This is a genomic window from Legionella lytica, assembly GCF_023921225.1.
Classification (GTDB): domain Bacteria; phylum Pseudomonadota; class Gammaproteobacteria; order Legionellales; family Legionellaceae; genus Legionella; species Legionella lytica.
Genome location: NZ_CP071527.1, coordinates 1787130 through 1803489, shown reverse-complemented (window position 1 = coordinate 1803489; position 16360 = coordinate 1787130). Strand labels below are relative to the sequence as shown.

The window sequence follows — 16360 nt, the reverse complement described above, 5'->3', positions numbered from 1 at the left end:
GAAAAAAAACTCATAACCATAAAATTTAAGCCCAAAAAGACTTAATACAAACCGAATAGAATCATATAAAGCCCACATGGGTTAATAATAAAAATATTGTTCTAAATAAACCTAGCCACCCTACTAAGAATATTCTTTTTTTTATGAAAATAATTCAATATTTCTTAATCTGTTAATTGGTCGCCTGCACTAGGCTGTGGTAAGATATGACATTTTGTAACCCATATCAGGTAAAAACATGACACGCGCAACGTCTTTTTTATTGACTACATTGTTTCTTATCACTTTATTCGTTCAATCAACAAATACTTTTGCTGATGGCACCGACACGCTAGAAAGGCCAACACCTAATGCCGATCTGGAAAGACCTTCCCCAACAGTTACCAATAAGCCTTTGGTTACTCCAGCAGCGCCCCTACTGAACGCAAAAGCTTACATTCTTATCGATGTAAACAGTGGAAAAATTATTGCTGAAAAAAATAGTGAAGAACGTTTACCTCCTGCCAGCCTAACCAAAATGATGACATTATATGTTATCTCAAACGCACTCCAACATGAGCAAATCCATTTAACTGATTTAGTTCGCGTGAGTAAAGAGGCCTGGAAAATAGGTGGCTCACGAATGTTTATTAAGGAAGGCCAGCAAGTTCCAGTTGAAGACTTGCTCAAAGGAATTATCGTCGACTCAGGTAACGATGCATGCGTGGCGATGGCAGAACACATTGGTGGAACTGAAAATTCATTCACTGACCTGATGAACCAACAAGCTCAAAACCTTGGCATGAAAAATAGCCATTTTACAGACAGTACTGGCTTACCCGATGCAAACCTCTATACAACTGCAAAAGACTTAGCAATTCTTGGTAGAGCTTTAGTTGTTGATTTCCCACAATACTATGAATGGTACAAACAAAAATGGTTTACTTATAACGGAATTCGTCAACCCAACAGAAACCGTCTTTTGTGGCGTGATAATCAAGTTGATGGTTTAAAAACGGGTCATACAAATGAAGCGGGCTTTTGCCTAGTATCTTCTGCTAAACGCGATAATATGCGCCTACTAGCCGTCGTTTTAGGTGAGCCAAGTGACTCCTCACGTGCTGACGATAGTGAAAAATTATTAAACTATGGCTTTAGATTTTTTGAAACGCATCAACTTTATAAGACAGGCCAATCAGTTACCGAACTTCCCCTTTATAAAGGAACAGCAGATAAAATATCTGTCGGATTGAATGAAGATCAATTCATTACGATTCCTACTGGTCAATATCAACGCCTTAATGTATCAACAAAGATCCCTTCTTATTTAGAAGCACCGATTAAAAAAGGCGATAAAGTGGGTGATTTAGTTGTACAATTTGATAATAATGTTGTGGCGACTCGTCCTGTTTATGCATTACAAGATGTTGAGTCTGGGGGCTTCTTTACTCGTATGAAAGACTCTATTCGCTTAACATTTAGAAGCTGGTTTGGCTCTTAAGGCTATAAGATGACTAAAACAACATTAATCGAATTTCCCTGTCATTTTCCTATAAAAATAATGGGGAAAAACTCCCCAAAATTTCTTGAAGAAATTAGGGAAATAACGCTAAAACATTTTCCAGAAATTGAGCAAGAGAAAATTACTCATAAGCCCAGTAAGGAAAATAATTTTTTAGCAATTACGGTAGTTGTTTATGCAGAAAACCAGGCGATGCTTGATGCCTTCTATCAAGACGTGACAAAGCATCCTGATATTAAAATGGTTCTATAATGCAAGTACGACAGCTTGGTATTCAAAACTATAGTGATGTTTGGCTCCAGATGAAAGAGTTCACGTTAAATCGTGATGCTCAAACTCGCGATGAGCTTTGGCTATTGGAACATCATGCTGTCTATACCCAAGGTCAGGCGGGAAAGCCTGAACACATTTTAAATCCCGCCGCCATACCAGTCGTTCAATCCGATCGAGGCGGGCAAGTAACCTATCATGGCCCAGGGCAGTTAGTTGCTTACGTTTTAATGGATATAAACAGAATAAACCTAGGCGTGCGAACCTTAGTTTCTCAATTGGAACAGACCTTAATATCTGTCTTAGGTCACTATGATATTGAAGCAGGCATTCGTTGTGGTGCCCCTGGTGTTTATGTCAAAGATCAAAAAATTGCCTCGATTGGTTTACGAGTCAAAAATGGATGTACCTATCATGGAATTGCACTGAATGTTGATATGGATTTAAAACCATTCTTAGGAATTAACCCTTGTGGATTTGCTAAAATGGAAATGACGCAAATCAGTCATTTTTATCCACAAGTATCATTAGAAGACGTTAATCAACAATTCACGCAATATTTTCTACAACAATTTAGCCAATGAGCCCTTATGAGTTTGTTCGTAGATTATGTAGCACCACTTAAAGATTGGTTACAACACTACCCACACTGGGCTCTGTTCATTACCTTTTTAATTTCATTAGCGGAATCTTTAGCGATTATCGGCAGCATAGTCCCCGGAAGTGTTACAATGACGGCAATAGGAATGCTGGCCGGATCCGGAGCTATGCGTATAGATCTGACGCTAATAGCAGCAACTCTTGGTGCCATAGCTGGCGATAGCCTAAGCTATACCCTAGGCTATGTTTACAGTGATCGACTAACCGAGATTTGGCCTTTTAAAAAATACCCATCATGGCTCAAATATGGTAAAGACTTTTTTGAAATGCATGGGGGAAAAAGCGTATTAATTGGTCGCTTCGTTGGTCCATTACGCTCAATTATTCCAGTCATTGCTGGGATAATGCATATGCCACAATGGCGTTTTCTTATCGCAAATTTCTTATCTGCTGTTGGTTGGTCCCTGCTTTATGTGATGCCAGGTGTCGTTATTGGTGCAGCCAGCCATGAACTGTCAGTAGACTCGGCAACCCATTTATTTGTCATAATTCTCATCCTTTTGGGAGTTCTCTGGCTTCTGAGCTTAATGATAAAATGGCTTGTTATGAAATTAAGCAACTTCTTTAAAAGCAACCTACACAGTTTTTGGCTTAATCGATTGAAACGGAAATCTCTATTCTCACCTTTAGCGCGAGCCATTACTCCAAAAAGTGAAAAAAATCATGATACTACCGCGTCACTTGTTCTTATAACGTTATTCTGTTTTTCGGGTTTTATTATTTTTACTGGATTAACGCTCCAGGGACAATGGCTCAATGTTATAAATACGCCAACTCATTTATTTATTCAAAGCTTCCACTCTTTGGTATTAGCTGCATTTTTTATTTTTTGCACCCAACTCACCTCTACAATCACAATAGGGTGTCTCTTTATTGCCAGCTGTTGCTGGTTTATTTATAGCAAGAATTATAAAGCGATAATTTATAGTAGTGGCTTAATTCTTTTCAGTGTTTTAGTAGTTTTTATACTTTCTCATTTTATATATACCCCAAGACCACCCGGATTATTAGTTCTCATGCCCGGCTCCTCCTATCCGGCAGCACATATTCTCGTGGCCTCTGCTTTTTACGGATTCATTCTATTTTACATTAATAGGATCTATTCCCCATTCACCAACACGCTAAGAACTTTTGTATTTAGTATTCTTGCCTTAAGTGGATTTGGGGCTCTTTACTTGGGCGACTATTGGTTAACTGACGTACTAGCCTCTTATCTTGCCGGAGCAACCATCGGTTTATTTTGTAGTCTTCTTTATAGAAGGTGGTCTATGCAGCCAATTACAGTAAACAAAGCGGTTTACATGATTTTGTCTCTTTTTGCATGTACCCTCTTGGGAACCCTAATTTCTACTTACGTTAATTTTCAGACCCTTTCGTATAACCACACTCCGTATCATAAGGAATTTGTTCTCGACGAAGCAGCTTGGTGGAGTCAAAAAAAACCAACATTACCAATTTATAGACTGAATCGAATTGGGAAAAGAATTAGCTTATTTAATATTGAATACGCTGGAGATCTCGCGGTTCTTGAAGAACATCTGGCCCAAAAAGGATGGATCCCTCATACAGAGTCATTTTTTTCTAATTTACTTACGTGGATAAACAGTCAACCAACTAATATTAAATTGCCCTTGTTAACGCAGTTATATGAAAATAAAGCTCCTTCATTAAGTATGGTTTATACGGATAGTAAATCTAATTTAACTTTAGAATTAAGAGTTTGGGAGTCAAATTATAATTTATCAAAATCAAACAAGCCTTTATGGATTGGAAGCTTGCATCCGAGGGCACCAATTAATAGAGCTCGTAATAACCTAGGCTACACTCCCGATTTGATTAACCCACTAGACTATCTAGCAGGCATTAAGAATGCTTTTGGTGTACGAAAAATCGTTCTTCCAGATGAAATGATTAAATCTACAACGTATCCAACGCAGCCATATATTATTTTAATTAGACAAAAACTGTAGTTTGGTTGCAGGCAACCTTAACAAAACCAGCCCATATTTCTTTTAATCACACGTCTAGCCAACACTTTAAAATCCTGATATAACTATGTAAATCTAGGAAAAATAAGCTTTAATTTAAGAAATGAACTTAATGTACACGCTGGCCCAAGTTATTCAATATTTTTTCCCATTAATTGCTTTAGTGCATTTAATTATTGGAATTAAAAGAAAAGCTATTCAGTATGTTATTTCTTCTCTTTGGATTAGCCTTATTGCGGTGCTTATTCATTTCCAATTTTCTGGAAATCAAATTTTTAGTACTTATTTTGATTATACAAATGCAGCAATTTACTCCTTTACCTTATTGGTTCTACTCGTTTCACTGATTCGTGTCATTATGCACTTAAGTAGCGGCCATCCAGTTTTTAACTATATTGCTACCTTTATTAATGCCTTAGTTGTTGTGGGTGCATTTTTAGTGGTAATCAATGTGTGGGTTAATGCCATATTCATTGAAGATAAAAAACCTGGGACACCGGTAATGCAGGTTGCTCTATTTAACAAACCAAGTTATTGTGATTATAAATATGTATTTTATAAAGTTATGCCCGATGACACAGTAATGTATTTGTGCCCTAATTATTATGGATTAGTTGCTTCTGTAGGTCACTTAGCAACAAGTCCAAGTTTTGTTACAACTCAGTTACATTTGTTGTCAACGAAAGCGGCTAAACCAGAAAAAAGTAAGTAAGGTTATTGATACCCAAGCATTTTTAGGGACTGTTTACATTCCCCGCCTGGGAGTTTTGAATTGTTCTACGGACTATTATTTGATACCATGCCTATAATTTATCATCTTAGTGTTTTTATGAAACGTCTTATTACTTTGGCAATTATGCTGTTGAGTTTGAATAGCTTTGCGATGTCACATAAGCTTGACTGGGATCAGGCAGTTGACCGTGCAATAAAACGTTATGGTTTACGTGTTGAGCCCCAATTAAAGTCTTACTTTACCAAAGCAAAGGTAAGCTATCCCCCCCGCGAAATTGCGCTGCTTGCATTTAAATCAGAGCGTCGAGTAGAGCTTTGGGCAAAAAACTCCGATCAAGATTGGACACATGTCCATAATTATCCATTAACTGGTTTTAGCGGTCGTCTTGGTCCGAAATTACGTGAAAATGACAAGCAAATTCCTGAAGGTGTATACAAATTAGTGAATTTTAACCCATTCAGTAGTATGCATTTATCTATGATGATTAACTATCCTAATAACTTTGATAGAAAAAAAGGGTATGAAGATGGAAGAAGACAGCTAGGTAATAACATTTTTATTCATGGCAAAAACTTATCTGTAGGTTGTTTAGCCATTGGAGACTTGGCCATTGATCAACTCTTTATTTTGGCACGTCGTGTTGGCTTAAATAATATTCAGATAATAATCGCCCCGAATGACTTACGTCATGAAAAGCCATCTACTTCAACTTTCGCACAACCACGTTGGTTGCCTGAATTGTACAAACATATTGCAGAATCGCTCAAGCCTTTTGGCAAGAGCACATACACCACCTAACTCTCCGTAGCTTCAACGAAAGTAGCACCCGTATTCAACGAAGTCGTAATACGGGATGTTGTGGCACAATGTCTTCACGTATACAAAGCGACCTGTTACGCTACTCTAAATACGGACTACAGTGTCGTATGCATTTCACGGAATTTTTAAAACAGTGTAGCCTGGCTGCTTGCAAAAAACTTTCATTGATGAGATAAGATAGAAATATGTGTAGCAGACTAAACCCTATTTGCTGGGCTTTACAGCCCAGCCTACGAACTGCATTATTCTTTAGGCAACGACGCTAAAAAATCAGTTACCTCTTTAGGGGTTAATTCATAAGTCTGTCCACGAGTCAAATATCTTGGCATAGAAATCATACCATAGCGAACGCGTATTAGGCGGCTGACCTCAACACCTTGTGATTCCCATAAACGACGTACTTCACGGTTACGGCCTTCGTTTAGCGTCACATGGTACCATGAGTTTGTTCCCTCTCCACCACGAGATTCCAGGCGAGTAAATTTGGCAACGCCATCGTCAAGCTCAACGCCTTTTAGTAAATTCTTTAATGATTCTTGGCTTACCTGCCCATGTACACGTACCGCATATTCGCGCTCTAAACCATAGCGAGGATGCATAAGTTGATTTGCTAATTCACCATTATTAGTGAAAATCAGCAAGCCGGATGTATTTAAATCCAAGCGCCCTACTTGTACCCAACGGCCTTGTCTTAAATGAGGCAGGTTATCAAACACTGTTTTTTCAAATTTAGGATCATGGCGGCTTGATATTTCACCAACGGGCTTATGGTAAAGTAAAATCCGTGTATTTTGTTTCACTTTAAGTGGGTTAGCGATTAACTTGCCCTTTACTGTAATTTTGTCCTCGCCAGTTGCAGAATCACCCAACTTAACGGGTTTTCCATTGACTTGTACCCAACCATTTTCAATCCATCGCTCCATTTCACGACGTGAACCAAGCCCCGCTTGGCTTAATATTTTTTGTAACCGTTCGCTGCTCATTCAGTAGTACACTCTTCAATAGGATTATCTAGGGTTAATGTTTCCAATACTTCGGGTAAAGATGGAAGTTCATTTAAATTTTTAAGGTTAAAATAATTTAAAAATTCTCTCGTTGTTGTATAAACCGCAGGTTTACCCGCAACATCCTTATACCCTGCAATACGAATCCATTCTCGCTCTAATAATGTTTTCATAATCTGACTATTTACAGACACACCACGTAACTCTTCGATATCAGCACGAGTTACTGGCTGCTTATAGGCAATTATTGCCAAAGTTTCCAGAAATGCGCGCGAATATTTAGCTGGCTTTTCAATCTGCAAGCGAGCAACCCAAGGACCAAATTCTTTTTTAGTTCGAATTGTATAGCCCGTAGCAACCTGAACCAGCTCAAATGCACGTGCAGCATAATCTGCTTTTAACAGATCAATCACACCATGCAATTGCTCCTTCGTTGGTTTTTGCCATTCCTCGAAAACCTCTAATAACTTATCCAAAGACAAAGGCTCAGAAGAACTTAATAATAATGCTTCTACGATATTTTTTAATTCAGTTTCATCCATTTTAGGCTGCCTGTAGATGTATCGAAGAAAATGCTTCTTGTTGTGTAATAACAATTAGCGATTGTCTGGCCAATTCAAGTATCGCTAACAAAGAAACAACCAATCCCATGCGCCCTTCTTCTAAAGTAAATAATTGCCCAAACTCGAGCAACTTATGCTCTTGTAATTGCAGTAATACTGCATTCATGCGATCGCGAACAGACATTGCTTCACGTGATATCTGATGATGGCTGATATGCTCTTCACGTTGCAATAAAGTCTTCATTGCCGCAATCAATTCAGCCAACTCCACCTCCGGATGGACTTTAATTAATTCTATTTCTGGAGCCTCTAATTGGATTGCAAAATTATCCCGGTCTTGTCTAGGTAAGCCATCCAATAATTCGGCAGCGAGTTTAATCTGTTCGTACGCTTGTAATCGACGAACTAAAGTCATGCGAGGATCTTCATCTTCATCCTCATCACCACTTGGTGTAACCGGTAATAACATCCGCGACTTAATCTCAGCGAGCATTGCTGCCATCAGTAAATAATCCGCCGCGAGCTCCATTCGTCTGTATTCCATTAATTGAATGTAGTGCAAATATTGCTTTGTAATACTAACAATTGGAATATCTAGGATATCAATATTTTGCTTACGAATAAGATATAACAGCAAATCCAGCGGACCGCTGAAGGAATCCAAAAGAACCTCCAGCGCATCTGGTGGGATAAACAAATCATCTGGAATTTCAGTAAACTCTTTACCATCAACAACGGCTTTAATTTCCGGTTTACTGAGTACTTCAGCTTCCATCAATAATCAATTCCCATCACTTCTCTAACCGTATTCATTGTCTTACAGGCTTCTTCACGAGCAGCCTCACTTCCTTCTGTAACGATACGCTTTACTGAGCCTAAATCGGATTCATAATCAGCAATAGAAGCTTGTATTGGTTCCAATTCTTTATTAATGGCATCAATGACGGGTCGCTTACAATCAATACAACCAATTCCAGCAGTACGGCAACCAGTTTGCACCCAATCTTTCACATCATCTGAAGAATAAATTTTATGGAACTGCCATACAGGACATTTCTCAGGCTCACCTGGATCCGTTCGCTTAACTCGCGCAGGATCAGTTGGCATCGTTAATACCTTCTTTTCTACTTGTGCTGGCTCCTCTCTTAACATAATAGTATTATGATAAGATTTAGACATTTTTTGCCCATCGGTTCCCGGCATTTTTGAGGTTGCGGAAAGCAAAGGCTGAGGCTCAGTGAGAATAATCTTACCACTTCCTTCCAAATAGCCTAAAAGACGCTCTTTATCGCCAATCGATAAATTAGCTTGATCTTCAAGCAAAGCTTGCGCTGTCTTAATTGACTCATGATTGCCATGCTCTTGGAACTGGCGGCGTAGTTCACTGTATATTTTGCTATTTTTCTTGCCCATCTTTTTAATGGCTTCGGCAGCTAATTCTTCAAAATTAGGCTCTTTACCATAGAGATGATTAAAACGACGCGCAATTTCACGAGTCAACTCAATGTGAGCAACCTGATCTTCTCCTACAGGTACATAGTCAGCGTGGTATAACAAAACATCCGCACTCTGCAATAAGGGATAACCTAAAAAGCCATAGGTTGAGAGATCTTTTTCTTTTAACTTTTCCTGTTGATCTTTAAAGCTAGGAACACGCTCTAACCAACCTAATGGAGTAATCATGGATAAGAGTAAATGCAGTTCGGCATGCTCAGGAACCCAGGATTGGATAAAAATGCGTGATAAGCCCGGATTTACACCGCAAGCAAGCCAATCAATAATCATATCCCACAGATGCTTCTCCATAAATCCCGGCTCATTATATTGAGTTGTTAGGCCATGCCAATCTGCAGCAAAAAAGAAGCAATCGTATTGATGTTGTAATTTGATCCAATTTTTGAGTACGCCATGATAATGGCCGAGATGTAATCGTCCACTTACACGCATACCAGAAACAACCCGTTTATTGGAACTAAATAATGCTGACATCAATATCCTCTTTTTTGTTATTAAAATACAACTTAGGGGTAACTAAAGGAGATGAGTCCGTTTTAAAATTATCTAAACGGCTCGGGATCACCTTTTCCTTCCCTTAAAATCACTGGATAATCACCCGTTAGATCAACAACAGTAGTTGGCTCTTGCCCACAATTACCGCCATCAATTACTAAATCAATTTGGTTACCTAAAATATCCCTGATTGCTTCAGGCTCACTCAATGGCGCCTTAGCACCTGGAAGAATCAAAGTTCTGCTCATTAAAGGAGACTCTAAAGCATCCAACAAGGCCAGTGTAATCACATTATCAGGAACCCTTAGTCCTAGTGTTCTTTTCTTTGGATGCAACATTAGGCGTGGTACTTCATGAGTTGCATTCAAAATAAAGGTATAAGAACCAGGCGTTCGTGCTTTTAATAAACGGAATATTGGATTTGAAACACGAGCATAAGTACCTAACTCCGATAAATCACGGCAAACCAAAGTCATATTGTGATTTTTATCCAACTGTCTTAACCGTCTAATCCGTTCGAGTGCGGCTTTATTTCCTAAGCTACAACCTAAGGCATAACCCGAATCGGTTGGATAAACAATTACGCCACCATCTTGAATTATAGATACAGCCTTTCTCAATAAACGAGCTTGAGGATTATCAGGATGTAATGCAAAAAACTGACTCATAAAGTCCCCTGTTTTATGTTCCATTCATGCCAAATAGGCACACAGTTTACCGGTAATTGCTTCTGACCGCCAAGGTTTACACGAGATATACCATCAGCATGAAAATCAGATCCAGAAGATGCTAAAAGATTAAATCGTAAGCAAATTCCTGCCATCTCATTGATTTCAGTTACAGTCATCTCTCCTGAAACCACTTCAATACCTACACCACCAGCCTCTTTAAAATCTTCAATTAACTCATGCAATTTAGAGCGCGTCAATCCATATTTCAGCGGATGAGCAATAACCGCCTGCCCTCCCGCGGCAACAATGCCTTCTACTGCCTCTTGAACCGTTAACCAAGGCGTAGGAATATAGGCATTTCTTCCACGTACTAAATATTGTTTAAATGCTTTTTGCAAATCCTTAGCCTTACCTTCATTAACCAATACTCGAGCAAAATGAGGACGTGCAACACGTGTGTGTCCAGCTAAATCACATGCTTTAGCATATGCATCAGTGACACCAATCTCATTAAGTGCCTCACCAATCTGCTTTGCCCGTTCAATGCGACTTTCAACTTGGCGCTGAATTAATGCAAATAGACCATCCGTATGATTGATTTGGTAACCTAGGATATGAAAATCATGTTTTTTCCAACGCGTACTCAATTCAATGCCATTAATAATCTTAATAGAAGTAGATGCCGCTGCCTGCACCAATTCAGTGTAGCCTGCAACAGTATCGTGGTCTGTAAGAGATAAGCACTGAATTCCTTGTTTTTGCGCTCGTTCTATAAGTTCTTTAGGACTTAAAGCCCCGTCTGAAAAATGACTATGACAATGAAGATCGATCATGTGTTTTTCATTTTGCTAAAAATTTAATTGTACCATGAATATCAAAGAAATGAATTAGCTCAACCAATGACAGGTCAGAATGTTCTTCATGTGTAGCAGATAAATTCCCATTACGTATGTTTAGGACTTGCGATTTTTCCGCGTACTATATCTTTACGTAAAAAGCGTGCAGGTGATAATGCTTGTTGTATATTTCTAGGTAGAAAAGACATTTCATTATTAATAAGTGCAGCTAACCATTCAGCACACAAAGGAATAGTGGTTAAACCACGCGAACCAAATCCTGTGCAGGCATAAAGACCTGGATAATAGGGTCCAGCCTTGGCTATCCAACGTTTTGCATTACTTTCGAGACCTGCATATAGCGTATTAAAAGCTGTCGCATCGGCGATTCTGCCTACAATGGGTAAATAATCAGTTGTCGTTGCCCGCACTCCAGCCCAGTGAGATTTGACCTCATAAGACCAAGATACATCGGGTGCGATACATTTTAGTTTATCCAAATTTAGCAAATCATCCTGTTCTTTTATGGTCGCATGATCTGTTTTTAGCTCATAAGAAGCACCAAGATAATGTGTACCTCTATGAGCAGGTAATACATGCCCGTCAGCACATAAAGGCATTCGCAAAGCCGTTGTTTCTGATGTCGCTGACATCACCGTCATCTGCCCTCTTATGGGTTTAATTGGTAGTGACTCAGTCTCTGGAAAAGTCGTTACTTTATAACCATTAGCCAAAATTAACACATCCGCCTCACAATTATTTACTCGCCACTTTTGATCAAAGACTAATTGATCGACGACAGTATCTGTAATTAAATTAATCCCTTCTGTTCGAACTAGAAACTGGCATAGATCAGGGGAATTAATCCATCCTGATAATGGTATAAATAATCCCGATTGCTGTAACGGGATTCCCGCCAGCTCAGAGGCTTGTTGTGCATTAACTAAGGTTCCCAAAGATGGGTATTGATTGAGCCATTCCTCGAGGCTTGCTTGTGCCTGTTGTTCTTTTTGATTGTATGCCAATAAGAGAGAACCCTTGAGTACCCCCATGTCATGTTGGCTTAAAATCGCTTTGTATTCACGGCTTGCGTATAAAAAAGCCATCAACATAAACTGAGTCAGTGGTGAATTGTATGCGGATAACTTCGGAAATAAAACAGCCTGTTGATTTGCAGAGGCCCCCTGTCCTACTTCATTAAGTTCATCAATTAAAGTGACCTTCCAGCCACGCTTAGCTAAACAATGCGCCGTAAAGCATCCTGCAAGTCCCGCACCAATAATTAATGCAGAACGCTCATTGTAATGCTCAGGCTGACTTACATGCCATGGTGTATGCCTTTTTTTCGGGCTTACTAATTCGTCCGGGTTAAAATAAGCACTAATCATATGTCGTTTGGGGCCGAATCCTTTTTTCTTCTCGACTATAAAACCATGTTGGCGCAAGTTTTCTTTGACTATGCCGGCCGCCGTATAGGTCGCTAAAGTCGTGCCTTCTTGCGATAACATCGCAATCACCTTCATTAACGAATCAGACCACATGTTTTGGTTTTTCGCGGGGGCAAAACCATCAAGATACCAAGCATTAACATAGGTAGTACGCAAAGAACGCTCTAGATTAGCTTCACCGCAAATTAATAACTGCTCGTAACATTCTAGAGCATCACCCAACATTAAGGTTAAGCGAACCCTCCCATTAGCAAATATTAAATGATGATAACCTGGAGTTAACACGGGATAATGTTCAATAAGCTGGGCGGCTTGTTTTTCCAATTGAGGCCAGCAAGCCAATGACTTGATTAAATCATTATGAGTTAATGGATGTTTTTCACAGGATATGAAATGCAAACAACTCTGCTCTGGAGCATGCTGCTCCCAGAGTTGCCAGGTTAATAGAAAATTTAACCCCGTACCAAAACCTGTCTCAGCGATGGTAAATTGGCTTTGGTCTGGCACATTCTGCCAGCGGGAAATTAAATCATTTCCATCAACAAATACGTAACGACTTTGCTCAATCCCACTTGCTGAGGAATGATAAACATCATCATATTGAATAGAAAAAGGCAGATCCTGATGCCAATCAAGCTCTGCCGTTTTAATGGGTACAAAAAGATTACTCACATACAACCACTCGTTCAGAAACCGACGCTTTAGCCTCTTGCAATCCAGATTCGCCGTTTTCTTTTATTAATGCGCGTAATTTAGGAACTAGCGCAAACAAAACCACAGCAGAAGCCACTGCAAATAAGCCTAACATTAAAAATACATAACTGTAACCGCTATTCGTCGCTAATGGAGAATTACTGCTTTGTCCTGCTATCATCCAATTGGAACTATAGCTGGATAAAGTTCCCCCAATACCGGAAGTTAGCATCCACATACCCATCATCATACCTTGTAATGATGTCGGTGCCAAATAACCAATCATAGCATAACCAATCGGAGAAATTAAAAGCTCCCCAATACTTTGTAACACATAACAAAATACAATCCATGAAGGATTAACTAAACCCAGATCATTCGCATAGGCTATACCAATCGGTAATACAATGAAGGCAAAACCAATACAAAATAAAGCAATTGCAAATTGAGTAGGAATATTTACTTGGATTCCTTTTTTACGCATTCTATGCAGGATGACCCCAAGTAAAGGCCCTCCAATAACAATACACACCGTATTAATGTTTTGAAACCATTGCGGTGGAATAATCCAGTCAGCAAATTGTCGTTGAACATTATGCTCGATAAAAGTAGTCAGGCCCATAGGAGCCACATGATAGAGCATCCAAAAAATAGTCCCAACAAGCATCAATACAACAAAAGCCAACATTTTATCTTGGGCAATTTTTGTTTCTTGTTGCTTTGCAAGATAAACAATAACACCAACCATCAATATGCCTGTTAATAAAACCAGTTTTTTTGCCCATTCAGCATTCTGCAGTAATTGGCTTAGCAAAACTGGAAGCGCAAGAATGAACAACATTCCCCAAATATTTGATTTTTTCTGTGCTGCTTTATCTTTTAACGCGTATTGTGTTTCTCGATCTGCCAATTGAGACCAGCAGTACAAGCAAATAATTAATGCAGCTAGATTTCCCAAGCTACTTAGCAAGAAAAGACGTTCATAATTTTGGCTTAGCTGAAAAACACCACTTAAGCTAAAACCAACAAAGAAACCAATATTCATACCCGCATAATTCATTAAAAATGCTGATTCACGTCGATTATCCTCGGGAGTAAATCGTTGGGTTAACATACAATTGATACAGGTAACATTTAGGCCTGATCCAGATAAGAATGCTGCTAAACCGTAATAGAGCAAACTTACCTCACAGAATGATAATAAAACACAGCCAATAACTTGAAGAACCATCCCTACGCAAAATAAAGAGCGGTTAGACAATAAGCGCCCGCCCCAAAGACCACCAAGTAAATGCAGACCATAATTAAAGGCGACAAAAACCCCCATGACGCTGTGCGCAGAACTAGCTTGGACCCCTAATTTACCTTCCATGTATAACACTAAAGTTGAATACAGAACACTAAAGCTTAAGGTAGAAACTATCTGCATAGCAAAAAGGGCAAGAATCCCCTCTGGCATAGAACTAAATAAATCCTTTTTTCTATTCAAAATGCCGATCCTTTCAAGCATAAAACGTAAAATCACTATGACATGGGCAAAAATGACTGTCTAGTGTTTTAAAAATTTATTTTGGCTGGGAAAAATTGGCCTGAATATTGCTTGAATCCGCATTAGGCTGTACTGATACTACCTACATTATATGTAGGTCGGGCCCATCGCCCGACGTTTCTATGGAGTTGCAAAAACTTGGCGCACGAGAAAATGTCGAACCATGGGCCTGACCTACTCTTAAAAAATGCCAAACCTAAGCTAAACTACGTAAAACCTGCTCTGCAGCTTCCTGGGTGTTAGCAATCTCAGGTTCACCATGGGCAATAGACACAAATCCTGCTTCATACATTGACGGAGCAAAATAAACACCCTTTTCCAACATGGCATGGTAAAACTTCTTAAACAAAACCTCATCCGAAGCAGCAATATCCGCGTAATCTGCTATATGCTTTTTCTCTGTAAAACAAAAACCAAACATACCGCCTAAAGATGCAGTAAACAATGGAATTTTTGCAGCTTCTGCCGCTGTTGCTAATGCTTGAGTTAAAGTTTGCGTCGTACGACTTAAAACATCAAAAAAGCCCGGTTTTTCAATTTCACTCAAGGTCGCCAAACCAGCAGCCATAGCCAAGGGATTTCCTGAAAGAGTACCAGCCTGATATACAGGTCCTTCTGGAGCTAAATGAGACATAATATCCGCACGTCCACCTAAAGCCCCCACAGGCATTCCTCCACCAATAACTTTACCTAAAGTTGTAATATCAGGTCTAATACCAAAAACACCTTGAGCACCATGTAATCCAACTCGAAAGCCGGTCATTACCTCATCAAAAATAAGTAAAGCGTTATATTGATCACATAATTCACGTAAGCCTTTTAGAAAATCAGGGTCTGGTAATACAAATCCCATGTTCCCAGCAACAGGTTCTAAAATAATGGCAGCAATATCATTCGGATATTTTGCAAATAAAGACGCTGTCTGCTCCAAATTATTAAAATCAGCAGTTAACGTATGTTCTGTAACACTTTGAGGAATACCTGGCGTAGCGGGAATCCCCAAAGTTAAAAGGCCTGAACCTGCTTTAACTAATAAACTGTCACTATGACCATGGTAACAACCATTGAATTTGATAAATTTGTTTTTACCCGTAACTCCACGAGCCAGTCTGATTGCAGTCATAGTAGCTTCAGTACCTGAATTAACCATGCGTACTTTTTCAATAGAAGGAATTAAAGAAATAATTTTTTCTGCTAATTGCACCTCAAGCGCAGTAGGCGCACCAAAGCTCATTCCACTATGTAACACTTCTGTTACGGCATCAATCACTGCAGGATGGCAATGTCCTAAAATTAGCGGTCCCCACGAACCCACATAATCAATATATTCATTATTATCTTCATCAATAAGATAAGCCCCTTTCCCCTGTTTAAAGAAAATAGGATCCCCGCCTACACCTTTAAATGCACGTACTGGGGAGTTAACTCCTCCTGGGATAAGAGTCTGGGCTTGGTGGAATAAATCAGATGAGCGGGTCATAAAAGTCTCCATAATTTTTGTCGGTATACTACAATCAAATCTGAAATTTGGCAAAAACGTATTGACTAATAAACTTTCGCTTTACATCTAAGCCTACAGCCGATAAATTACACTTTTTTTAATGGGTATCGACGA

Annotated in this window: 15 protein-coding genes; 6 read left to right on the top strand and 9 right to left on the bottom strand. The window is 39.2% G+C overall.

The window, feature by feature from the left end; translation table 11 throughout:
- Positions 1–238: 238 nt before the first annotated feature.
- The 6 genes from J2N86_RS08025 to J2N86_RS08000 all read left to right on the top strand — a co-directional run bounded on the left by J2N86_RS08025 (position 239) and on the right by J2N86_RS08000 (position 5950).
- Positions 239–1480 (top strand): D-alanyl-D-alanine carboxypeptidase family protein, encoded by a 1242-nt coding sequence (locus J2N86_RS08025; protein ID WP_252578869.1) that lies wholly within the window; start codon positions 239–241, stop codon positions 1478–1480.
- Between the two features lie 9 nt (positions 1481–1489).
- Positions 1490–1753, top strand: coding sequence for an HP0495 family protein (locus tag J2N86_RS08020; RefSeq protein WP_252578868.1), 264 nt, complete (start codon positions 1490–1492; stop codon positions 1751–1753).
- On the top strand, positions 1753–2355 hold the full coding sequence (gene lipB / locus J2N86_RS08015) for a lipoyl(octanoyl) transferase LipB (RefSeq protein ID WP_252578867.1): 603 nt from the start codon (positions 1753–1755) through the stop codon (positions 2353–2355). The genes J2N86_RS08020 and lipB overlap by 1 nt, the downstream gene beginning before the upstream one ends.
- Positions 2356–2361: 6 nt before the next feature.
- Complete coding sequence (locus J2N86_RS08010; RefSeq protein ID WP_252578865.1) at positions 2362–4401, top strand: bifunctional DedA family/phosphatase PAP2 family protein; 2040 nt, start codon at positions 2362–2364, stop codon at positions 4399–4401.
- Between the two features lie 130 nt (positions 4402–4531).
- The gene (locus tag J2N86_RS08005) at positions 4532–5131 is read left to right on the top strand and encodes a type I secretion system protein LssZ (RefSeq protein ID WP_252578863.1); all 600 of its coding nucleotides are present in this window, start codon (positions 4532–4534) and stop codon (positions 5129–5131) included.
- Positions 5132–5248: 117 nt separating this feature from the next.
- Positions 5249–5950 (top strand): L,D-transpeptidase family protein, encoded by a 702-nt coding sequence (locus J2N86_RS08000; RefSeq protein WP_252578861.1) that lies wholly within the window; start codon positions 5249–5251, stop codon positions 5948–5950.
- 263 nt (positions 5951–6213) lie between these two features.
- On the opposite strand, the gene rluB is transcribed toward J2N86_RS08000, so the two are convergent.
- The 9 genes from rluB to hemL all read right to left on the bottom strand — a co-directional run bounded on the left by rluB (position 6214) and on the right by hemL (position 16225).
- The gene (gene rluB, locus J2N86_RS07995; protein WP_252578859.1) at positions 6214–6954 is read right to left on the bottom strand and encodes a 23S rRNA pseudouridine(2605) synthase RluB; all 741 of its coding nucleotides are present in this window, start codon (positions 6952–6954) and stop codon (positions 6214–6216) included.
- A complete protein-coding gene (gene scpB / locus J2N86_RS07990; RefSeq protein ID WP_252578858.1) occupies positions 6951–7517 on the bottom strand; it encodes an SMC-Scp complex subunit ScpB in 567 nt (188 codons plus the stop codon). Before scpB ends, rluB begins: the two co-directional genes overlap by 4 nt.
- Before the next feature lies 1 nt (position 7518).
- A complete protein-coding gene (locus J2N86_RS07985) occupies positions 7519–8313 on the bottom strand; it encodes a segregation and condensation protein A (protein WP_252578857.1) in 795 nt (264 codons plus the stop codon).
- On the bottom strand, positions 8313–9527 hold the full coding sequence (locus tag J2N86_RS07980) for a tryptophan--tRNA ligase (protein ID WP_252578855.1): 1215 nt from the start codon (positions 9525–9527) through the stop codon (positions 8313–8315). Before J2N86_RS07980 ends, J2N86_RS07985 begins: the two co-directional genes overlap by 1 nt.
- A 68-nt stretch (positions 9528–9595) precedes the next feature.
- On the bottom strand, positions 9596–10216 hold the full coding sequence (locus J2N86_RS07975; RefSeq protein WP_252578853.1) for an L-threonylcarbamoyladenylate synthase: 621 nt from the start codon (positions 10214–10216) through the stop codon (positions 9596–9598).
- The gene (locus J2N86_RS07970) at positions 10213–11052 is read right to left on the bottom strand and encodes a PHP domain-containing protein (protein ID WP_252578851.1); all 840 of its coding nucleotides are present in this window, start codon (positions 11050–11052) and stop codon (positions 10213–10215) included. The genes J2N86_RS07975 and J2N86_RS07970 overlap by 4 nt, the downstream gene beginning before the upstream one ends.
- Positions 11053–11162: 110 nt before the next feature.
- Positions 11163–13175 (bottom strand): bifunctional tRNA (5-methylaminomethyl-2-thiouridine)(34)-methyltransferase MnmD/FAD-dependent 5-carboxymethylaminomethyl-2-thiouridine(34) oxidoreductase MnmC, encoded by a 2013-nt coding sequence (gene mnmC, locus J2N86_RS07965; RefSeq protein ID WP_252578849.1) that lies wholly within the window; start codon positions 13173–13175, stop codon positions 11163–11165.
- Positions 13168–14655, bottom strand: coding sequence for a peptide MFS transporter (locus J2N86_RS07960; protein WP_252582425.1), 1488 nt, complete (start codon positions 14653–14655; stop codon positions 13168–13170). The genes mnmC and J2N86_RS07960 overlap by 8 nt, the downstream gene beginning before the upstream one ends.
- A 286-nt stretch (positions 14656–14941) precedes the next feature.
- Positions 14942–16225: a glutamate-1-semialdehyde 2,1-aminomutase gene (gene hemL, locus J2N86_RS07955; RefSeq protein WP_252578847.1), complete on the bottom strand. Its 1284-nt coding sequence runs from the start codon at positions 16223–16225 to the stop codon at positions 14942–14944.
- Between the last annotated feature and the right edge of the window lie 135 nt (positions 16226–16360).